Below are 21,058 nucleotides of genomic sequence, written 5' to 3' on the forward strand. Positions count from 1 at the left end.
TGAAGAAATCGGCGATGCAAGATATGCGAGCAAAATCACAAGATGAAATGTGTAAGTTATTGAAAACATAAGGAGGTATTGTCCAGTCGCCTCTTGATAAATCGCTCAGGTGCGCTCGTCCGCAATCACCTTGCCGTCGTTAGGTAACGAACCTGCAGTGACCAATTCGACATTGCCGCCGAGCTTCGTCACCGCGCGCAGCGTTGCCGCGAGTTCGCCCTGTAGCGTCCCGCCAGCCAATGCCGACTCCGCCTTCAGCGTCATCACATCTGTCTCGCCGGACCGCGTGACCACGAGGCGGAGCCGTCCGAGTTCGGGATGGCGCTTGCCGATCTCGGCGATCTGCTCGGGCCGGACAAACATGCCCTTGATCTTGGTCGTCTGGTCAGCGCGGCCCATCCAGCCCTTGATGCGCATGTTGGTGCGCCCGCACGGGCTCGCCCCCGGGAGCGTTGCGCTGAGATCGCCGAGCGCAAGCCTGATCCAGGGGTGATGCGGATCGAGCGACGTGACGACGATCTCGCCGACATCGCCGGATGCCACCGGATCGCCGGTGCCGGGCCGCACGATCTCCATGATCAGATCCTCGTTGACGACCATGCCTTCGCGCGCCGAGGTCTCAAACGCGACCAGGCCGAGATCGGCGGAGCCGAACGCCTGGTAGGCGTCGATGCCGCGCGACTTGACTTCGTCCTGCAGCGATTTCGGAAAGGCCGCGCCGGAAACCAGCGCGCGCTTGATCGAGGAAAGGTCGCGGCCTGCGCTTGCGGCCGCATCAAGCAGGATCTTGAGGAAATCGGGCGTGCCACTATAGCCGATCGGACGATAGGCCTCGATCAGCTCGAACTGCTGCTCGGTATTACCGGGGCCGGCCGGGATGACCGCGCAGCCCAGTGCCCGCGCCGAGGCGTCGAAGATGAAGCCGCCGGGCGTCAGATGATAGCTGAAGGTGTTGAGCACGACGTCGCCGGGCCGGAAGCCGGCCGCGAACAGCGCCCGTGCGCCCCGCCAGGGGTCGGCGTGAACCGGCTCGGGCTCGAAGATCGGGCCGGGCGAGGTGAACAGCCGTCCGAACGATCCAGGCGGCCCCGCCACGAAGCCGCCGAAGGGCGGTGCGGCCTTGTGCAGGGCAGGGAGTTCCGACTTGCGTAGCACCGGCAGGCGCGCCAGCGCGGCACGGCTGGTCACGGAACCGGGATCGATGCCCTTCAGCCGCTCGGCATAGGCCGGTGCGGCCAGCGCCTTGCGCAGCACGTCCGGCAGGCGTGAAAACAGCTCCGCCTCGCGTTTGGCCGGCTCGCGGGTTTCAAGGGCATCGTAGTGATCGGTCATGACTGAGGATTCCGCAACAAGGGGCCGATTGCGTGCCGCCGTCGCCGTGCTATCAGACGGCGGCTACCGGTATTGCTCGTGTTCTAGGGGGCGCAATGGCTGAAGGACATACCGCTGCGGCAGAAGATGGCGCGGTTTCGGCCGATATCGTTGCCAAGCTGAAGCTTCGCATTGTTGAGCACTGCTTGCCGCTGTGGTCGACCGAAGGCTGGGACGACAAGGCGGGCGGCTTTATCGATCGGCTTGGTCCGGATGGCCGCGCCGATGCGATGGCGCCGCGCCGGGTCTTCGTGCAGGCCCGTCAGATCTATTGCTACGCCAAGGCCGCGCAGATGGGCTGGTATCTCGAGGGCCGCGCGATCGCGCTCAAGGGGCTTGAGCATCTTCTGGCGAAGGCAAAGGCTCCCGACGGCAGACCGGGCTTTGTCCACACGCTGGCGCCTGACGGCGCCACGCTGGACCCGCTGCGCGATTCCTACGACCACGCCTTTATCCTGCTCGCCCTTGCTGCCGTTTACGGTCTTGATCGCGATGCGCAGATCCGCACCGAGATCGACGCATTGTGCCACTTTGTCGAGACGCAACTGCGCTCGCCACATGGTGGGGTCCACGAAGGATTGCCGATTTCGCTGCCGCGCCGGCAGAACCCGCAGATGCATCTGTTCGAGGCGATGATTGCCGCGTTCGACGCAACACATGATCTTGTGTTCCAGAACCGGGCCGGCAACTTCTTCAGCCTGTTTCTGGCCAACCTCTACGACAAGCCGCGACAGGTGCTGGGCGAATATTTCGAGGAAGACTGGTCGAAGATCGAGCCTATCTGCGTCGAACCGGGGCACCAGGCGGAGTGGGCATGGCTGCTCAGAGGCTTTGAGCGCATCACCGGTTGCCCCACGGGGCGCTACCGCGGCGAATTGCTGGCAACCGCGCTGCGCTATCGCGATGCCGCGACGGGATGCCTGATCGACGAGGGTGACGCCAACGGCAATATCCGGCGGCACACGCGCCGGCTGTGGCCGCAGACCGAAATTGCAAAAGCGTGGATCGCGCAGGCCGAGTCGGGCGAGGCGGGGGCTGCGGATGAAGCGCGCGCGGCGTTGGCGCGGCTTGAACGGCATTACCTCAGCCACCCCGTGGCAGGCGGCTGGTACGACCAGTTCGACCGCGAGGGCAACTCGCTGGTCGCTACCATTCCTGCGTCTTCGTTCTATCATGTTCTCTGCGCAGTCACGGAAGCGGAGCAGGTGCTCGCTTAGAGCCAGATGGATGGCGCTCACAGCCACCGCTTTCGTCGCTTGAAGCTTTTCAGGTTCTTGAAGCTCTTGCGCTGGTCACCGGCACCGCCGAGGTAGAATTCCTTGACGTCCTCATTGTCGCGCAATTCGTCGGCCGTGCCGTCGAGCACCACCTTGCCCTGTTCCATGATGTAGCCATGGCTCGCGACCGACAGCGCCGCGCGCGCGTTCTGCTCCACTAGCAGGATGGTGACGCCGAGGTCGCGGTTGATTTCCTTGATGATGGAGAAGACTTCCTTGACCAGCAGCGGCGACAGGCCCATCGACGGCTCGTCCATCAGGATCATCTTAGGCCGCGCCATCAGCGCTCGGCCGATCGCCAGCATCTGCTGTTCGCCGCCGGAGAGATAGCCGGCAAGCCCGGTGCGCTCCTTCAGACGCGGGAAATATCTGAACACCATGTCGATATCGTCGGTGATCTCATTGTCGGTGCGGGTGAAGGCGCCGAGCTTCAAGTTTTCGATCGACGTCATGTCGGCGATGATGCGGCGTCCCTCCATCACCTGGAAAATGCCGCGGCGGACGATTCTGTCGGGATCGATGCCGTTGATGCGCTCGCCGTCGAACAGGATCTCGCCGCGAATGACTTCACCGTCCTCGGTCTTGAGCAGGCCGGAAATCGCTTTCAATGTCGTCGATTTGCCGGCGCCGTTGGCGCCGAGCAGCGCCACGATCGCGCCCTTCGGCACCTCGAGGCTTAAGCCCCGCAACACCAGGATGACCTTGTCATAGACTACCTCGATGTTGCGCACGCTGAGCAGCGGAGCGGCTTGCGCGGTCGTCTTCGCAGGGCGGTTGAGTTCGGTTGCTTCAGTCATGTTCTTCATCCTGGCGTTAGTAGTGGAGCGCGCTTTCACTCCACCCATCGCCGTCATCACCCGCCTTGTGCGCAATTGCGCACTGAAGCGGGTGATCCAGCATTCCAGAGCCGCCTGCGATCGACCGAGGTGGCTGCGGCGTACTGGATCCCCCGCTTTCGCGGAGGATGACAGTTGAGTGGGAGGCGTCTACTGCCGCCTCCTGACCTCACCAACCCAGCCAGTCGGGCTTGCGCGGCAGGTCGATCGTCTTCACCTTCTCCATCTTGATGGCGCCGTTCTTGACGAGATCGCTAAGCGGGGCGTCGGTCGCGCCGGCAACCTTCATGCGATAGAGATCGACCTTCAGCGTGCCGCGGTGATCCGTTTCGGTGAAGGTGGAGGGATTGCAGATGCCTTCGCCGCCGGCCGGCACCCAGTCCTTCTTCTGGTAGAAGCCCTTCTTGACGTTCTCGCCGGTAGCGCCGCCGTTCTTGGCCGCCCACTCGACCGCTTCCTTCATGTAGAGCGCGGTGCAGACGCCGGCGAGGTAGTGCACGGGACGATAGGCGGTACCGGCCGCGTCCGACATCTTCGAGATCTCCGTGAACGTTTTCATGCCGGGCGCGTTGCCGCCCCAGGCGATCGCGGTGCGCAGCGGAAACACCACGCCGTCGGCGGCAGTACCGGCAGCCTTGGCGGCGTTCTCATCCATGCCCCAGACGTTACCGAGAAACTGAACGTCGACGCCGGCTGCCTTGCAGGCGTTGAGCACGGAGATATTGGAGCCCGCGGTGTTGCCGAGATAGGCGTAATTGGCGCCCGAACTCTTCAGCGTCAGGCATTGCGCGCTGTAGTCGCCGGGCGTCAACGCGAACACGATCGGCGGCAGCACTTCGAACCCGAGGTCGGTGGCAATCGCTTCACCTGCCGCCTTCGGAGCGTTGGGATAGGGGTGGTTGGCGCCCATGTGGACGTATTTCGGCTTGCCGGACTTGCCCTTGGCCTTCCAGTCCTCGGCGGCCCAGGTCAGCATGCCGCGAAGCGCGTCCGAATAGCTCGGGCCATAGAAGAAGTTATAGGGCGCGGGCTTGGCTTTGCCGCCGGCGCCGGTCGGATCGGAGAGTGCTGCGGCATAGGAGGCCGAGATGTCGGGGATCTTGTCCTGAGCCAAGAAGCCCGTCAGTGCCTCGGTGTCGGCGGTGCCCCAGCCGAGAATGGCAGCGACCTTGTCGGCGCCAGACCATTTCTTGTACTGGGCGATGGCACGCGGCACCTGGTAGCCGTAATCGACGGTGTCGACATTGACCTTCGCGCCGTTGATACCGCCGCTTTTGTTGATCCACGCATAGGTATCCGCGACACCCTGTCCGAACGGCGTTCCAACGTCCGAGGTCGGTCCCGAATAGTCGGCGAGATGCCCCAAGGAGATCGGCGCCTGGGCCGATGCCGCGGTAGAACCCAACAGCAAAGCGAGCGAGGCTGTGCTCAACAGTGTCTTCATCGTCATGGACATAGTCCTCCCGGTTACTTCTCGAGGTCTTCTCGTTGTCCGTCCCGTTCCGACCTCAATGCGAGAACGGGTAGAGTTTCCAGTATGCCTTGATCTGCCGCCATCGATGCGCGAGTCCGTCCGGCTCGAACACCAGAAAGACGATGATGATCACGCCGATGGCCATCTCGCGCAAGAAAGCGATGTTATTCTTTAGTCCGAGAAATTGATCGATCGGGCTGTCGCGCAGCGCGACGCTGAGCCATTCCATCGATTCCGGCAGCAGCACCATAAACGCGGTGCCCATCAGCGTGCCCATGATCGAGCCGAGCCCGCCGATGATGATCATGGCCAGGAAGATGATCGAACGGTCGATGCCAAAACCCTCGTTGGAAACTACCTGATTGTAATGCGCATAGAGCGCACCGCCGACCCCGGCAAAGAAGGCGGCAAGCCCGAACGACAGTGTCCGGTATTTTGTCAGGTTGATGCCCATGATCTCGGCGGACAGATAATGGTCGCGCACGGCGACCAATGCGCGTCCGTCACGCGAACGGATCAGGTTGGTGACCAGGAGATAGCAGACGATCACGTAAGCCAGCACGACATAGAAGTATTGCCTGTCGCCACGCAGCGTGTAGCCGAAGAGCGAGAACGGCTCGGCGCTGGCGGGAACGCTGCCGCCGGTAAACCATTCGGCGCGCGCAAAGAAATCAAGCAGGATGTATTGCGCCGCCAGCGTGGCGATCGCCAGATAAAGCCCCTTCAGCCGCGCGGCGGGCAGGCCGAAGATCAGGCCGACCGCGGCAGTGACCACACCCGCGAGCGGAATGCAGAAGAACACGGGGATGCTGAACTGGTTTGAGAGATAGGCCGAGGTAAAGGCGCCGAAGCCGAAGAACGCGGCGTGGCCAATCGAGATCTGACCGGTGAAACCGACGACGATGTTGAGGCCGATGGCCGCAATGGCGAAGATACCGATCTGGATCAACAGACTAAGGACGTAGGCGCTGACGACATACGGCGCAAAGCAGACCAGCACGATGCCCGCGATCATCGCATTGCGGCTGGTCGGGGTCGGAAACACGGTGGTATCCGCCGCGTAGGTGGTGCGGAAATCGCCGGCGGGGATGAGGGTCTGGCCTGCCATAATGTTTAGATCCGCTCGATATCTTTGGTGCCGAACAGGCCGTACGGCTTGATCATGAGAATGATGATAAGCGCGTAGAACGGCGCGATCTCGTAGAGATTGCCCCAGTGCAGATATTCGCTGTCGAGAAAGTGCGCGACGTTTTCCAATAGGCCGATGATGATGCCGCCGAGCACCGCGCCGCCGACGCTGTCGAGGCCGCCCAGGATCGCCGCCGGAAACACCTTGACGCCATAGGCGGAGAGCCCGGCCGAGACGCCATTGACGACGGCCACGACGACACCCGCGACGGCGGAGACGGTCGCCGAGATCGCCCAGGCCATCGCGAACACGCTTTTCACTGATATGCCGAGCGACTGTGCGACCTGCTGGTTGAAGGCGGTGGCGCGCATCGCAAGGCCGTATTTGGAGAGGCGGAAGAACCACGCCATCCCGATCATCATCGCGACCGATACCGCAAGGCTCATCAGATAGACGGTCTGCACCTGCAGGCCAAGGAAATTGACGTTCTGCGTCTGGAAGATGCGCGGGAACGGCTGCAGGTTGACGCCGAACATCCACTTCATCAGCGCCGAAAACACCGTCGACAGCGCGATCGTCACCATGATCACGGAAATGATCGGCTCGCCGATCATCGGGCGCAGGATGACGATCTGGATCGCGATGCCGAACAGGAACATGAACACCAACGTGATCGGCATGCCCAGATAGAACGGCACCTGATATTTGGTGAGCAGCCACCAGCAAACCCATGCTCCGATCAGCAGCAATTCGCCCTGCGCGAAGTTCACGACCTGCGTCGCCTTGTAGATCAGCACGAACGACATCGCGACCACGCCATAAAGCGTGCCGACCACTAGGCCGTTGACGAGGAGCTGGATGAGGAGCTGGGTGTTCATGCGAAGTCACCAGACGTGCAAGCTGTCATCGCCGGGCTTGACCCGGCGATCCATCGCCTGAAGAAGCACTTTTTCCGAAGCGGATGGATGCGCGGGTCAAGCCCGCGCATGACGATCAGTTTTGAGGCGCCGCCGGCAAACTTCATCCTCATTCCGCGGCCTCCGCCATCGGCGCGGGCCCACCGAGATCGATCACGCGCAGCGTGGTGCGAATACGCTGCGTAGTGCCGTCCTGGAAGCGGATTACGGTATCGACCGGAATGTCGCTCTTGCCGGCATAGATCGCGTCGATGATGTCGGCGTATTTCTCGTTGATGACGCTGCGGCGGACCTTGCGGGTGCGGGTCAACTCGCCGTCGTCGGCGTCGAGTTCCTTGTAGAGCAGGAGGAAGCGGGAGATGCGCTGCGCCGGCGGCAGCGTGGCGTTGACGCCCTCGACCTCCTTGCGCAGCAGCGCATAGACCTCGGGGCGCGAGGAGAGGTCGGTATAGGTCGTGAACGAGATGCGGTTCTTCTCCGCCCACTTCGAGATGATCGAGTAGCGGATGCAGATCATCGCCGCCAGCGTGTCGCGGCCGGCGCCGAGCACCACCGCCTCGGCGATGTAAGGCGAGAATTTCAGCTTGTTTTCCAGATATTGCGGCGAGAAGCGCTCGCCGCGCGAGGTCTCAGCGAGATCCTTGATGCGGTCGATGACGACGAGCTGGCCCTGATCGTTAAAATAACCGGCGTCGCCGGAATGCATCCAGCCGTCCTTGATATCGGCGACTGATGCTTCAGGATTCTTGTAATAGCCGAGGAACATGTTGGGGTGGCGGACGACGATCTCGCCGACGCCGTTGACATCCGGATTGTCGATGCGGATTTCGATGTCATCGGCCATCGGCACGCCGGTCGTATCAGGATCGACCTTGCCGGCAGGATGCAGCGTGTAGGCGCCGAGCAGTTCGGTCTGGCCATAGAGCGTGCGCAGCGGCACGCCCATCGCCTGGAAGAACTTGAAGGTGTCAGGTCCGAGCGCCGCGCCACCGGTGGCCGCCGACCGCAGCCGCGTGAAGCCGAGGCGGTCGCGCAGCGCGCGGAACAGGAGCTGATCGGCAAATATCGAATGCTTGCCCTGCGCCAGCGCCGAAAGCCCGGTCCTCATGCCGATGTCGAAGAGCTTCTGCTTCAGCGGCGAGGACTCCATGACCCCGGCCCGCACGTCGGCGGCGATCGATTCCCAGAGCCGTGGCGCGAACAGCACGAAGGTCGGCGCGATCTCGCGGAAATCGTGCATCATGGTTTCGGGCTCTTCGACGAAGTTGACCTTCATCCGGCAGAGCAGCCCTTTCCCGAGCGCGTAGACCTGCTCCATGATCCAGGGCAGCGGCAGCACCGAGACATATTCGTCGTCCGGCCCCTTCGGGTCGAACGCCAGATAGGTCGCGCAATGCTTGAGGAGGCGTCCCGCCGCCAGCATCGCCAGCTTGGGATTCGCCGTCGTGCCCGAAGTCGTGCAGAGGATCGCGACGTCCTCGCCGCTTGTCGCATCGACCAGCCGGTCGTAGCTGCCAGGCTCGCGCGCGGCGCGCTCGCGGCCCATGGCGGCCAGCTTTTCCGCCTCCATCAGACGCGGATCGTCGTATTTGCGCATGCCGCGCGGATCGGAATAGACGATGTGCTTGAGGTCGGGCGCACGATCGGCCAGCGCCAGCAGCTTGTCGACCTGCTCCTCGTCTTCGGCGAATACCAGCTTGGCTTCCCCGTAGCTGAGCAGATAGGCCGCTTCCTCGTCCAGCACGTCACGATAAAGGCCAAGGCTCATCGCGCCAATCGCATGCGTTGCGATTTCCGCCGCCGCCCAGTCCGGGCGGTTGTCACCGATGATTCCGATGACGTCGCCGCGCTTAAGGCCCAGTTCGATCAGGCCGAGCGCGAAATCATGCACGCGCGTCTGGTAATCGTTCCAGGTGAAGACACGCCACAACCCGAAATCCTTTTCGCGCAAGGCGATCTCGCCGCCGTGCTCTCTGGCGTTGAGACGCAGCAGCTTTGGAAAGGTATCGGCTTGGGCGGCGCGTCCGGCGTAGTCCATCATGCCGCGCTCTCCCGAGGCGCCGGCGTATCATCGGGATCGACGAGGATCTCGTCCTCCTCGCCGAGATAGGCGCGCCTCACATGGGGATCGGCGAGGACCGAGGCCGGATCGCCCTCGGCGATCTTGCGGCCGAAATCCAGCACCATGACGCGGTGGGAGATGTCCATCACCACGCCCATGTCGTGCTCGATCATCATGACGGTCATGCCGAACTCTTCGTTGAGATCGACGATGTAGCGCGCCATGTCCTCCTTCTCCTCGAAGTTCATGCCGGCCATCGGCTCGTCCAGCAGGATCAGTTGCGGTTCCAGCGCCATCGCGCGGGCCAGTTCGACGCGCTTGCGCAGGCCGTAGGGCAGGGTGCCGGCGGTCGCCTTGCGCACCGACTGCAGGTCGAGGAAGTCGATGATCTCTTCCACCTTGCGGCGGTGCTCGAGTTCTTCGCGCCGGGCGCCGGTCAGCCAGTACAGGGAGCCGGTAATGAAGTTGTTCTTCAGGAGGTGATGGCGGCCGACCATGATGTTGTCGAGCACGCTCATATGGTGGAACAGCGCCAGATTCTGAAAGGTTCGGCCGATGCCGAGCCCCGGCCGCGCGTTCGGATTGAGGCCGGTGATGTCCTTGCCGCGGTAGAACAGTTGGCCCTCGGTCGGCTTGTAGCGGCCGGAAATGCAATTGACGATTGAGGTCTTGCCGGCGCCGTTCGGGCCGATGATCGAGAACAATTCGCCCTCGTTCACGCCGAATGAGACTTCGGTCAGCGCACGGACGCCGCCGAAGCGCAGCGACACGCCGCGCACTTCCAACGTATGAGCCACTCATTCCCTCCAGATAAGGCGCTTGCCGCGCTCTTTATCTATCGTTCGCAATTGCACCCGCAATCTTACATCCGCAGTGACCTTCCGGCCATCCGACTAACGATGTCGACCGCGGCTGGCATCACGCGTGGTAACGCCGCACCCCGACCAGCGCGCCATGGGGCGCACCGGCCGAGGTGGCCCTCCTTAGGGCAATGCGATAGTTTGAAATGTCTTTTGCCTGACAATCGTCGGGAAAATTTGCCAGGCTACTTCTGTTGCGGTGCAGCAAGGAAGTCGACGGGGACGCGACGGTCGATGCGATCATGATTGCTGCGGAATACCTCAAGCGCATCGCGGCCTGGTCGCGTGAACTGAACGAGCGGGAAATCGAGGCTGCCCGAGCCGGCATCGTGGAGAAATCCTATCGCGCCAACGAGTTTATTTTCATGCGCGGCGATCCCTTCGACTACTGGACCGGGATCGTCACGGGCCTTGCCCGGATGAGTACCGTGTCGAGCGGCGGCAAGGCGGCGACTTTCGCCGGCCTCACCGCCGGCGCCTGGTTCGGTGAGGGCTCGATGCTGAAGGGCGAGCCGCGCCGCTATGACGTGGTCGCGCTGCGGGATACGAGGCTGGCGCTGATGGATCGCGCCACCTTCTTCTGGCTGTTCGAGAACAGCGTCGCCTTCAACCGCTTCCTGGTCCGGCAGCTCAACGAGCGGCTGGGCCAGTTCATCGGCGCGGTGGAACACGGCCGCACGCTCGAAGCAACCAGCCGCGTCGCGCGCTCCATCGCCTCGCTGTTCAACCCGATTCTCTATCCGGACATGACGCGCCATCTCGAGATCACCCAGGAAGAAATCGGAGCGCTATCCGGTATTTCGCGACAGAATGCCAACCAGTGCTTGAAGCGGCTGGAGAAGGAAGGCCTGCTGCGGCTCGAATATGGCGGCGTCACCATCATCGAACTCGAACGGCTGCGTAACCACGGTGATTAGGCGCCTAACAGCCTGATTTCAAAGGGGCTTTGGCGATAGACTTGGCACCGGCGCAATGCTAATGCGCTCCGCGACGTCAGCGTTTGGAGAAGATATGGCGGGTCAGGACTCAAAGCGGCGCGTGGCGTTGATTACCGGCGTCACCGGACAGGATGGCGCCTATCTTGCCGAGTATCTGCTCGGCCTCGGCTACGAGGTTCACGGCATCAAGCGTCGGTCGTCCTCGTTCAACACCGCGCGCATTGATCACCTGTACCAGGATCCGCATGCCCGCAAGATACCGTTCCTGCTGCATTACGGCGACATGACCGATTCCACCAACCTGATCCGGCTGATGCAGCAGATCAGGCCGACCGAGATCTACAATCTCGCCGCCCAGAGCCATGTCGGCGTCAGCTTCGAAAGCCCGGAATATACCGCCAATGCCGACGCCATCGGCGTGCTGCGGCTTCTTGAAGCGATCCGCATCCTCGGCATGGAGAAGGAGACGCGGTTCTATCAGGCGTCGACCTCCGAGCTGTATGGCTTGGTGCAGGAAGTGCCGCAGAAGGAGACCACGCCGTTCTATCCGCGCTCGCCCTATGGCGTCGCCAAGCTGTACGGCTACTGGATCACGGTCAATTACCGGGAGGCCTATGGGATGTTTGCCTCGAACGGCATCCTGTTCAACCATGAGAGCCCGATCCGGGGCGAGACGTTTGTCAGCCGCAAGATCACGCGCGGCGTCGCCCGCATCGAGGTTGGCCTCGACGAGGCGCTCTATCTCGGCAACCTAGAGGCCAAGCGCGACTGGGGCCATGCACGGGACTACATCGAGGGCATGCACCTGATCCTGCAGGCCGACAAGCCCGACGATTTCGTGCTGGCGACCGGCGAGACGCGCTCGGTTCGCGAGCTGGTCGAGCTCGCCTTTGCCGAAGTCGGCCGCCGCATCGAATGGCGCGGCAAGGCCGTCGAGGAGACCGGCGTCGACAGGAAGTCCGGCAAGACGGTTGTCAGGATCGATCCCGTCTATTTCCGCCCCACGGAGGTCGATCTTCTGGTCGGCGATGCCAGCAAGGCGAGGGAGAAGCTGGGCTGGAAACCCAAGACCTCCTTCACCCAGATGGTCAAGGAGATGGTTGCGAGCGACCTCGCTGACGCGCGGCGGGAGGCGGCCGATGGCAAGCGTTCCGTTTGAGCTGAAGGGCAAGACGGTCTACGTCGCCGGCCACCGCGGCATGGTCGGCGCCGCACTGGTGCGCCGGCTGGCGCGGGAGGACGTCGAACTGCTGACGGTGACCCGCAGCGAAATCGATCTGCGCGATCAGTCCGCGGTCGACAAATGGTTCGCCGCCAAACGTCCGCAGGTGGTGTTTCTGGCGGCGGCCAAGGTCGGCGGCATCGTCGCCAACAACACGCTGCGCGCCGAATTCCTCTACGACAATCTGGCGATTGCGGCGAATGTGATCCATGCCGCCCATGTCAATGGCGCCGAGAAGCTGATGTTCCTTGGCTCGTCCTGCATCTACCCCAAGCTGGCGCCGCAGCCGTTGCGCGAGGATTCGATGCTCACGGGCCCGCTGGAGCCGACCAACGAGCCTTATGCGATCGCCAAGATCGCCGGGATCAAGATGGTGGAGGCCTATCGCCGCCAATACGGCGCCGACTTCATCAACGTGATGCCGACCAATCTCTACGGTAGCGGCGACAATTATCACCCCGAATACAGCCACGTCGTCGCGGCGCTGATCCGCCGCTTTCACGAGGCGAAGGTTGCGGGCGCCAGGGAGGTCGTGGTCTGGGGCACCGGGACGCCGCGGCGCGAATTCCTCTATGTCGACGATCTCGCGGATGCCTGCATCCATCTGATGAAGACCTATTCGAATAGCGAGCTGGTCAATATCGGCACCGGCGAGGACATCACGATCGCTGACTTCGCACGCCTGGTCGCAGCGGCTGTCGGTTATGTCGGCGCGATCAGTTTCGACACCTCGCGGCCGGACGGCACACCGCGCAAGCTGCTTGATGTCAGCCGGCTGGCCAGGCTCGGCTGGCGCGCCACTACGAAGCTGGAAGATGGCATCAGGCTCGCCTATCAGGCTTACCTCAGCGAGCACGCGGTGAGTGTCTAGCTCGCCGAACGAAAGCACGGTCAGCCACCATCAACGCGAAAAGCGTTTTGCGTTGCCCGGCTGAAAATCGGTACCCAATTTTCCCGATCATGCTCTAGGATGCCCACGCCGAGCGGCCGCAAGAGCTGCCGGCGCAGTATCGTCGGAGGAAGCATGATGCAATATCAGCGTCGCCAATTCTTGCAGCTCGTTGCGGGTGCCGCCGCACTTCCGGTCACGTGGAGCATCGCAAGCGCACAAGCCTATCCCTCGCGGCCGGTCCGCCTTGTGATCGGTTACACCCCGGGCGGCTCGGCGGACCTCACCGCGCGCCTGATGGGGCAGTGGCTGTCGGAAAAGCTCGGCCAATCCTTCGTCATCGAGAACCGGCCAGGCGGCGGCACCAATATCGCAACCGAGCAGGTGCTGCGCGCCGCGCCCGACGGCTACACGCTGCTTCTGGTGGCGCCGGCGAACGCTATCAATGCCACGCTCTACGACAAGCTGCCGTTCGATTTCATGAAGGAGATGGAGCCGATCGCCGGCATCATCCGCTTTCCCAATGTCGTGGTGGTGCATCCGTCACTACCGATCAAGTCGATTCCCGAACTGATCGCCTACGCCAAGGCCAATCCGGGCAAGCTCAACATGGCTTCGTCAGGCAACGGCTCGACGATCCACATGTCGGGTGAATTGTTCAAGATGCTCACCGGCATCAACATGCAGCATGTGCCATACCGAGGCGGCGCGCCGGCGCTCACCGACATGCTGTCCGGCCAGATGCATGTGATGTTTGACAACCTTCCGACCTGCGCCGAGCACGTCAAATCCGGCAAGCTGCGCGGGCTCGCGGTCACCAGCACGACGCGCTCGGACGTGCTGCCGGACCTGCCGCTGGTCGCCGATTATCTGCCGGGTTACGAGGCCAGCGCCTGGTACGGCCTCGCCGCCCCAAAGGGCACGCCGCCGGAAATCGTCGATAGGCTCAACAAGGCAGTCAATGAAATCCTCGCCGATCCCAAGGCAAAGGCGCGCTTTGCCGAGATCGGCGCGATCCTGCTGCCGGGCTCGCCCGCCGATTTCGGCAAGCTGGTCGCGGACGAAACCGAGAAGTGGGGCAAGGTGGTCAAGTTCGCCGGCGCCAAGGTGGATTAGGGCGCCAATTCATCCAACGCGCCGCGGCAAGGATTTGTGGCCGCGATCGGCAATGTCTGCTTGCGGGCGCGAAGCAGACGCGGACCAACTGCGTCGTGATGTCCGCAAGTGACCCTGGTTGTGTGAAAACGCTGCGCCTGACGTGATTCGCGCGATATGATTCCCGCACGATTTGTGGGGGATCGGATGAAGCGCTTCATTGAGGGTGCGGATCGTGGGCAGAGCACTCTGTTTCCTGAATGCGTGGAAGACTGGGGCGAGGACAATCCAGTTCGCGTCATCGACGTCTTTGTCGACGAACTCGATCTGGCCGAGCTTGGATTCGGCGGCGTTGATCGCGAGGCAACGGGCCGGCCTTCGTATCATCCGTCGGTGCTGCTGAAGCTCTACATCTACGGCTACCTCAACCGGGTTCAGTCGAGCCGCCGGCTCGAGCGTGAGGCCGGACGCAATGTTGAGGTAATGTGGCTCACCGGCCGCCTTATTCCCGATCACAAGACGATTGCGAATTTCCGCAAGGACAACGGCCGTGCCATCCGGCTGGTCTGTGCTCGGTTTGTTGCGCTCTGCCGCGCCATGGGCCTGTTCGCGGAGGAAGCCAGCGTTGCGATCGATGGCAGCACCCGATGGGAGCATGAACACCTTCTCGAATCCGTTCAGCGTCGACTCGACGCGCATCCGGAGAAGATGCGCCAGCGGCGCGAGACGGTCGAACATCCCTTCGGCACCATCAAGGCCCGGATGGGAGCAACCCACTTCTTGATGAAGACGCTGCCATGGGTTGCCGCCGAGATGGCACTTCATGTGCTGGCTTACAATCTCACGCGCGTCATGAACATCATGGGTATCCAACCGCTCATGGCGGCGATGAGGGCATAGTCATCGCAGACATGCGTTCGTTGCCTGTGAAGAACCGCCCAAGACCGCTCATATCCGCATCAGGAGCGCTTCCATGTCGAAAAAGCCGCCAAACTCGACAAAACGACTGCGCCCCACCAGGTCGTCAAGCTCGCGACGCGTCTATGCTTCCGCTAAGACGTTTTTACACAACCAAGACCCGAAGGCGACGCTTTCGGATGATTGGAACGCAGCGGTGCTCGAGTCAGACTTCAGCGGGAGTTCTTTTGGTCACCTCGTCGTCGCTTTCGTGGCGGGCCCCGCGATGGCATTCGACCCCAGCGCGCGCGAAGCAGCCTCAGGAACTGCTCGGCTGAGGGAGTGAGGGCCGCGTCGCGCACGCGAATGATTGACATCGTCTTCTGGACGTTCCACCGGCGAACGGGAATGAGGGTGAGAGAGCCGGCCCGCAGCTCCTCCTCTACCGCAAAGCGGCTGCACGCGGCGATGCCATATCCGCGCCGTACCGCGAGCTTGATGGCTTCCCAGGACGGAAGTTCTAGCCGTCGCCTCGGCGCGATCCCGAGGTCGGCGCAAGCAGCCTCAGCGAGAGCGCGTGTTGCCGACCCCTCCTCGCGCGAGATCCAGGTCAGTGATCGGAGTTCGTTACGGGACAATCTCTCATTGGCAAGTCGGGGCGGCCCTACAAGGAGTATCTTGTCCTCAAGCAACGGCTCAGCCTCGATCTCTGGCGCCGTCACGTACCTGCCAATGAACCCAAGCTCGGCACGATGAGAGCGGAGTGACTCGACCGCTGTGGTCGACGTTCCGAGCTCCAGGGCAACGCGCGCCCCTGGGTAGGCATGCTGGAACTGCGCAATAACCTCCGGCAAGAGGTAAGTGCCGATAACGCCAGACGCGACAATTGTCAGTGAGCCTGATCCCGGCTTGCAAAATTCGGCGGCGCCACGCGCGGCCTGCACCAAGATACCTTCAGCTCGCAACACGTGGTTGGCGAGGAACTCTCCAGCCGCGGTCAACGTGCCATCACGTGTGCGCCGCTCAACCAACAACATGCCAAGCTCGCGCTCGATATCTGCAATGTGCTTGGAGACCGCCGGCTGACTGATACGGAGCTCCTGTGCGGCGCCCGAGAACGAGCGTCGGCGGGCAAACGCAGCAAAGGCGCGCAATCGTGCTTCCAGCCGCATAACCGCAGATTATACCAACCCGCCACGCTATGTATTTCATTTCTGCCGGCGCGAGGCATAGCCTTTGTGTTTCAATCCCGGTTCCCGGTCCCTCGAAGGAGGGTAAGACCATGCATACGAACCATTGGCTCGGAAGCCCCGGCCTCGGAGCAGCGATGATGGCTGTAGTTGCAACGACGACCATCAGCACCACAGACGCATCCGCCCAGATGTATCCGTTGCGCCCGGTCACGATGGTCGTGCCGTTTGCCGCGGGTGGACCGTCCGATACGGCGGCGAGGATTCTATCCGAGGGTATGAGAGTCCCGCTGGGCCAATCCATTGTTGTTGAGAATGTTGTCGGGGCGGCGGGCTCGATCGGTGTCGGCCGCGTCGCGCGGGCGGCGCCTGATGGCTACACGCTGAGCTTCGGCCATTGGAGCACGCATGTCGTGAATGGCGCCGTCTATCCGCTCCAGTACGATCTGCTGAAGGATTTCGAGCCGATCTCTCTACTGCCGAGCAATCCCATGCTCATTGTCTCCAAGAGCGCTGTGCCGGCGACCGACCTGAATGAACTGATCATGTGGCTCAAGGCGAACGAAGACAAGGCGTCGGCGGGGACCAGCGGCCCCGGATCGGGGTCGCACATCGCCGCACTGTACTTTCAGAGGATTACTGGCACCCAATTCCGGTTCGTGCCCTATCGCGGCACCGGCCCGGCCTTGCAGGACCTCATGGCGGGGCATATCGACCTCGTCGTCGACCAAGTATCGAATTCTTTGCCGCATGCGCGGCGTGGTCTGCTCAAGGCTTTCGCGGTCACAGCGAAGACACGCTTGGCGTCCGCCCCCGACATCCCTACGGTGGACGAGGCAGGCGCGCCTGGGCTCCACTTGGAGATCTGGTACGGCCTGTGGGCGCCCAAAGGCACGCCCAAGGACGTGATCGCCAGGATCAACTCGGCGGTCGTAAAGGCGCTGGCCGACCCGGCGGTGCGTCAGCGCTTCAGCGAACTCGGAATGGATGTACCGCCGCGCGACCAGCAGACTCCCGAGGCGCTGGCCGCCCATCACCAGTCCGAGATTGAAAAATGGTGGCCGCTGATCAAAGCGGCGAATATCACGGTCAACTAGCCAGTCGCAGTTGAGATGCAAGTAGTGCTCACTTCCGGTTCTGGCCCTTTACCGACATGCGCAGATCAGCGCGCAATGTCTGCTTCAGCGGTAAAGCGGACGTTGAGCCGGCCACAAGCCGTCTGTCAGCCTCTTGCCACCGCCCGCGGCGGCTTCTTGCCTAGCTCTGCCGCCATCGCCGAGATCAGTGGCCGCATGAAGAACGCGTCCTCGGCCGGATAGATGTCGGTGCGCAGGCCGTGCGACTTCAATTCATCCGACACTGCCGGTCCGACCGAAGCGATTGGTGTGCGGTCAAGCCCTTCGCGTAACCGATCCTCGCAGCCGCGCGCGCGGGCGACCTCGATCAGGCGGCGGATCTGGCCGAGATTGGTCAGCGCGATCGCGTCGACGCGGCCGTACGCCATCTCGTCGATCGCAGCGATGATGTTGGTGTCCGCAGCCTGTGCATCATAGGTGTAGGGGAGCACGGTATCGACCTCGGCGCCCTGCGCCTTGATCGCGCCGATCAGGACGCTGTGGTCCTTGTCCGGGTAAAGCTGCAGGCCGAGACGATGACCGTTGAGATCGAGGCGCGACAGCATTTCAGCGACGCCTTCGGAGGTCGGCTTCTCCGTCGTCATCTGCGGCTCCAGCCCGATTTCGCGCAGCGCCTTGCCCGGTTTTGGTCCGCGGGCAAATTTGCGCGCCTTGCCGAGCGAGGCAACAAATTCCTGTTCGACGCCGATGCGCCGGACGACCTTCATCAGCCGGCGCAGGCCTTCGCCCGTCAGCAGCACCAAATCGTCGAACGGTTTTTCGATGGAGCGCCTGATCCAAGCTTCGACCGGCGCCGGGTCAGGCGCGTCGTGGATGGTGAACATCGGACATTGCAGCACGTCGGCGCCCTGCTCGGTGAGTAGGCGGGAAAACTGCGCTTCCTCGCGCGTTTCCAGGATCAGGATGCGGTAACCGTTCAATCTGTCAGCCATGATCTCGCTCCAACGCTTTTGCTTCGCGCTTTGTTCATCCTGACCCCGGTTTCCGGATTGGCGCAAGCACCTCCGCGGTGATAGAGCAGAGCCGCAAATCCGAGGTTTCATCCTTCTGCCTGAATTCTAATCAAGTCCCGCCATGCCTGATCATCAATTCGTCCTGACTCTGTCCTGCCCGGATCGCCCCGGAATCGTTTCCGCGGTGTCGACCTTTTTGGCCCATAATGGGCAGAACATCCTGGACGCCCAGCAGTTCGACGACGTCGAGACCGGGAAGTTCTTCATGCGGGTGGTATTCACCGCGGCCGATCTCGCGGTCGAATTGCAGGCGCTGCAGACCGGCTTTACCGCGATCGCCGATCGCTTCGGCATGGAATGGCAGATGCGCGACCGCGCCACCCGCCGGCGGGTGATGCTGCTCGTCTCCAAGTCGGATCATTGCCTGGTCGATATCCTCTATCGCTGGCGTACCGGCGAACTCGAGATGATCCCGACCGCGATTGTCTCCAACCATCCGCGCGAGACCTATGGCTCGCTCGATTTTGGCGAGATCCCGTTCCACTATCTGCCCGTCACCAAGGAAACCAAGCGCGAGCAGGAGGAGGCGGTCTGGAACCTGGTGCAGGACACCAAGACCGATCTCGTCGTGCTGGCGCGCTACATGCAAATTTTGTCGGATGAAATGTCGGCAAAACTGTCCGGGCGCTGCATCAACATCCATCACTCCTTCCTGCCGGGCTTCAAGGGCGCGCGACCCTACCACCAGGCCCATGAGCGCGGCGTCAAGCTGATCGGCGCTACTGCGCATTACGTCACGCGCGATCTCGACGAAGGTCCGATCATCGATCAGGACGTCGAGCGCATCAGCCATCGCGACACGCCGGAAGATCTCTCGCGCAAGGGCCGCGATATCGAGCGGCGCGTGCTGGCGCGCGCCGTGCGCCATCACCTCGAGGACCGTGTGATTCTCAACGGTCGCAAGACGGTCGTGTTCATGGATTGAGCGCGCTCTGCGACGGCGCTAACGAGTTTCGCCCTGGGATGAAGACGCGGGCTTCGTTTCCTCGCCCCGTTCGGAAGCCGGCAACAGTCGCTTTTGCTCGCGCTCCTTCATGAACTCATCGTATTCCGCGGTTCCCGGACGCGGCGGGGCATCTGCAGGCAAGCCGCCGGCCCACGCCGGAATGGCGTCGCTGACACCGGCCGCGAGTTTCTCATTGATGGTTCCACAAGCGCCCAGCCCGCAGCCCGCGAGGGCAAGGGCGACGATCGTGGCAATATGGCGCGCGCTGGTCGGCATCGGCAGCAGGATACAAACTTACCCTTTGAGGTGGTGGATTTAGGCCCGCCCGTCCCCGGGATCGAAACGGCGCATCTTTGTTGACAGGGTCAGTTTATTTGTACAATCGTACAAATGCGGACGGGCGGGAAGTTTGATGGTGATATAGTACCTAGAACCTTTCGCTGCTACCGGGCAGGCGAGGCCGTAACGCAGCTTACGGGCACGCCCATCGTCCGATTGACAATGGGGCGTCGAAGGACGCCATGTTGCCGCGCTACTCGGCCGAAGAAACTGAGCTATGGTGCGGCAAGGGCCGGGGACTCGGTTCGAGGCACAAGACCGACCAGGGGGAGAAACGTTCATGTTCATTCGCAGTCACATGTTGCCTGCCGCAGGCGCCGTCGCCGCGATGCTGGCGCTTTCACCAGCGCACGGCCAGGAAACTGTCAAGATCGGCCTGATCCTGCCGATGACCGGCGGTCAAGCATCGACCGGCAAGCAGATCGACAACGCGGTCAAGCTCTACATGCAGCAGAACGGCGACACCGTCGCCGGCAAGAAGATCGAGGTCATCCTCAAGGACGACGCAGCGGTTCCCGACAACACCAAGCGTCTCGCGCAGGAATTGATCGTCAATGACAAGGTCAATTTCATCGCGGGTTTCGGCGTGACCCCGGCAGCTCTTGCAGCCGCGCCGCTGGCGACGCAGGCCAAGGTTCCGGAAATCGTGATGGCGGCGGGCACCTCGATCATCACGGAGCGTTCGCCCTACATCGTCCGCACGTCGTTCACGCTGGCGCAGTCATCGACCATCATTGGCGACTGGGCCGCGAAGAACGGGATCAAGAAGGTTGCGACCCTGACCTCCGACTATGCGCCCGGTAACGACGCCTTGAACTTCTTCAAGCAGAACTTCACCGCCGGCGGCGGCGAGATCGTGGAAGAGGTGAAGGTGCCGCTGCAAAATCCTGATTTTGCACCGTTTCTGCAGCGCATGAAGGATTCCAAACCCGACGCCGTCTTCGTGTTCGTGCCGGCAGGACAGGGCGGCAACTTCATGAAGCAGTATGCCGAGCGCGGCCTCGACAAGGCCGGCATCAAGGTGATCGGCCCCGGCGACGTGATGGACGACGACCTGCTCAACGGCATGGGCGACGCCGCGCTGGGCACGGTGACCGCGCATCTCTATTCTGCGGCCCATCCCTCGGCAGCAAATAGGGAATTCGTCGCCGCCTACAAGAAGGCGTTCGGCCAGCGCCCGGGCTTCATGGCGGTCGGCGGCTATGACGGTATCCGACTGATCTACGAGGCACTGAAGAAGACCGGCGGCAAGACCGATGGCGACGCGCTGATCGCGGCGATGAAGGGCATGAAGTGGGAAAGCCCGCGCGGCCCGATCATGATCGACCCGGAAACCCGCGACATCGTGCAGAACATCTACATCCGCAAGGTCGAGAAGGTCGACGGCGAACTCTACAACGTCGAGTTCGCGACCTTCGAGGCAGTGAAGGATTCCGGCAAGACGAAGAAGTGACCGAAGGTCATCCC

18 protein-coding genes and 1 pseudogene are annotated in these 21,058 nt (G+C 62.4%); 9 read left to right on the forward strand and 10 right to left on the reverse strand.

Annotated elements, in window-relative coordinates:
* Window positions 1-105 precede the first annotated feature (105 nt).
* Window positions 106-1,332 carry a phenylacetate--CoA ligase family protein gene (locus HCN50_RS31365; RefSeq protein WP_171713747.1) on the reverse strand — a complete coding sequence of 409 codons (1,227 nt, stop codon included), beginning with the start codon at window positions 1,330-1,332 and terminating at the stop codon, window positions 106-108.
* Between the two features lie 95 nt (window positions 1,333-1,427).
* Between HCN50_RS31365 and HCN50_RS31370 the strand changes: the two genes are divergently transcribed.
* Window positions 1,428-2,588, forward strand: coding sequence for an AGE family epimerase/isomerase (locus HCN50_RS31370; RefSeq protein WP_171713748.1), 1,161 nt, complete (start codon window positions 1,428-1,430; stop codon window positions 2,586-2,588).
* Window positions 2,589-2,605: 17 nt separating this feature from the next.
* Here the strand turns inward: HCN50_RS31370 and HCN50_RS31375 are convergent, their stop codons facing one another.
* The 6 genes from HCN50_RS31375 to HCN50_RS31400 all read right to left on the reverse strand — a co-directional run bounded on the left by HCN50_RS31375 (window position 2,606) and on the right by HCN50_RS31400 (window position 9,863).
* Window positions 2,606-3,445 (reverse strand): ABC transporter ATP-binding protein, encoded by an 840-nt coding sequence (locus HCN50_RS31375; protein ID WP_171713749.1) that lies wholly within the window; start codon window positions 3,443-3,445, stop codon window positions 2,606-2,608.
* A gap of 208 nt (window positions 3,446-3,653) precedes the next feature.
* Window positions 3,654-4,934: an ABC transporter substrate-binding protein gene (locus tag HCN50_RS31380; protein WP_171713750.1), complete on the reverse strand. Its 1,281-nt coding sequence runs from the start codon at window positions 4,932-4,934 to the stop codon at window positions 3,654-3,656.
* 58 nt (window positions 4,935-4,992) lie between these two features.
* Entirely contained in the window at window positions 4,993-6,066 is a 1,074-nt protein-coding gene (locus HCN50_RS31385) for a branched-chain amino acid ABC transporter permease (protein ID WP_171713751.1), read from the reverse strand.
* Between the two features lie 5 nt (window positions 6,067-6,071).
* Window positions 6,072-6,965: a branched-chain amino acid ABC transporter permease gene (locus HCN50_RS31390; RefSeq protein ID WP_171713752.1), complete on the reverse strand. Its 894-nt coding sequence runs from the start codon at window positions 6,963-6,965 to the stop codon at window positions 6,072-6,074.
* Between the two features lie 148 nt (window positions 6,966-7,113).
* Window positions 7,114-9,045, reverse strand: a complete 1,932-nt coding sequence (locus tag HCN50_RS31395; RefSeq protein ID WP_171713753.1) for a long-chain fatty acid--CoA ligase — start codon at window positions 9,043-9,045, stop codon at window positions 7,114-7,116.
* Window positions 9,042-9,863, reverse strand: coding sequence for an ABC transporter ATP-binding protein (locus HCN50_RS31400; protein ID WP_171713754.1), 822 nt, complete (start codon window positions 9,861-9,863; stop codon window positions 9,042-9,044). Before HCN50_RS31400 ends, HCN50_RS31395 begins: the two co-directional genes overlap by 4 nt.
* 305 nt (window positions 9,864-10,168) lie before the next feature.
* On the opposite strand from HCN50_RS31400, the gene HCN50_RS31405 reads away from it, so the two are divergent.
* From HCN50_RS31405 to HCN50_RS35065, 5 genes and pseudogenes are all read left to right on the forward strand, one after another.
* Complete coding sequence (locus HCN50_RS31405) at window positions 10,169-10,843, forward strand: Crp/Fnr family transcriptional regulator (protein ID WP_171713786.1); 675 nt, start codon at window positions 10,169-10,171, stop codon at window positions 10,841-10,843.
* A gap of 94 nt (window positions 10,844-10,937) precedes the next feature.
* A complete protein-coding gene (gene gmd, locus HCN50_RS31410; RefSeq protein ID WP_171713755.1) occupies window positions 10,938-12,023 on the forward strand; it encodes a GDP-mannose 4,6-dehydratase in 1,086 nt (361 codons plus the stop codon).
* Window positions 12,004-12,957, forward strand: coding sequence for a GDP-L-fucose synthase (fcl, locus tag HCN50_RS31415; RefSeq protein ID WP_283812148.1), 954 nt, complete (start codon window positions 12,004-12,006; stop codon window positions 12,955-12,957). Before gmd ends, fcl begins: the two co-directional genes overlap by 20 nt.
* A gap of 153 nt (window positions 12,958-13,110) precedes the next feature.
* Window positions 13,111-14,091 carry a Bug family tripartite tricarboxylate transporter substrate binding protein gene (locus HCN50_RS31420; protein WP_376700344.1) on the forward strand — a complete coding sequence of 327 codons (981 nt, stop codon included), beginning with the start codon at window positions 13,111-13,113 and terminating at the stop codon, window positions 14,089-14,091.
* Window positions 14,092-14,277: 186 nt separating this feature from the next.
* Window positions 14,278-14,712: pseudogene (locus HCN50_RS35065) on the forward strand (transposase); the annotation flags it as partial.
* Window positions 14,713-15,200: 488 nt separating this feature from the next.
* Here HCN50_RS35065 and HCN50_RS31430 read toward each other — a convergent pair.
* Window positions 15,201-16,121: a LysR substrate-binding domain-containing protein gene (locus tag HCN50_RS31430; RefSeq protein WP_171713757.1), complete on the reverse strand. Its 921-nt coding sequence runs from the start codon at window positions 16,119-16,121 to the stop codon at window positions 15,201-15,203.
* Window positions 16,122-16,249: 128 nt separating this feature from the next.
* Between HCN50_RS31430 and HCN50_RS31435 the strand changes: the two genes are divergently transcribed.
* Window positions 16,250-17,254 carry a tripartite tricarboxylate transporter substrate-binding protein gene (locus HCN50_RS31435; protein ID WP_171713758.1) on the forward strand — a complete coding sequence of 335 codons (1,005 nt, stop codon included), beginning with the start codon at window positions 16,250-16,252 and terminating at the stop codon, window positions 17,252-17,254.
* A gap of 125 nt (window positions 17,255-17,379) precedes the next feature.
* On the opposite strand, the gene HCN50_RS31440 is transcribed toward HCN50_RS31435, so the two are convergent.
* Window positions 17,380-18,225: a uroporphyrinogen-III synthase gene (locus HCN50_RS31440; RefSeq protein WP_171713759.1), complete on the reverse strand. Its 846-nt coding sequence runs from the start codon at window positions 18,223-18,225 to the stop codon at window positions 17,380-17,382.
* Window positions 18,226-18,367: 142 nt separating this feature from the next.
* Between HCN50_RS31440 and purU the strand changes: the two genes are divergently transcribed.
* Complete coding sequence (purU, locus tag HCN50_RS31445; protein WP_171713760.1) at window positions 18,368-19,231, forward strand: formyltetrahydrofolate deformylase; 864 nt, start codon at window positions 18,368-18,370, stop codon at window positions 19,229-19,231.
* 18 nt (window positions 19,232-19,249) lie between these two features.
* On the opposite strand, the gene HCN50_RS31450 is transcribed toward purU, so the two are convergent.
* On the reverse strand, window positions 19,250-19,528 hold the full coding sequence (locus HCN50_RS31450) for a hypothetical protein (protein WP_171713761.1): 279 nt from the start codon (window positions 19,526-19,528) through the stop codon (window positions 19,250-19,252).
* Between the two features lie 391 nt (window positions 19,529-19,919).
* Here HCN50_RS31450 and HCN50_RS31455 point away from each other — a divergent pair, with 391 nt between their 5' ends.
* Window positions 19,920-21,044, forward strand: a complete 1,125-nt coding sequence (locus HCN50_RS31455) for an ABC transporter substrate-binding protein (protein WP_376700347.1) — start codon at window positions 19,920-19,922, stop codon at window positions 21,042-21,044.
* Window positions 21,045-21,058 lie beyond the last annotated feature (14 nt).

This window comes from Bradyrhizobium archetypum (assembly GCF_013114835.1).
Lineage (GTDB): Bacteria > Pseudomonadota > Alphaproteobacteria > Rhizobiales > Xanthobacteraceae > Bradyrhizobium > Bradyrhizobium archetypum.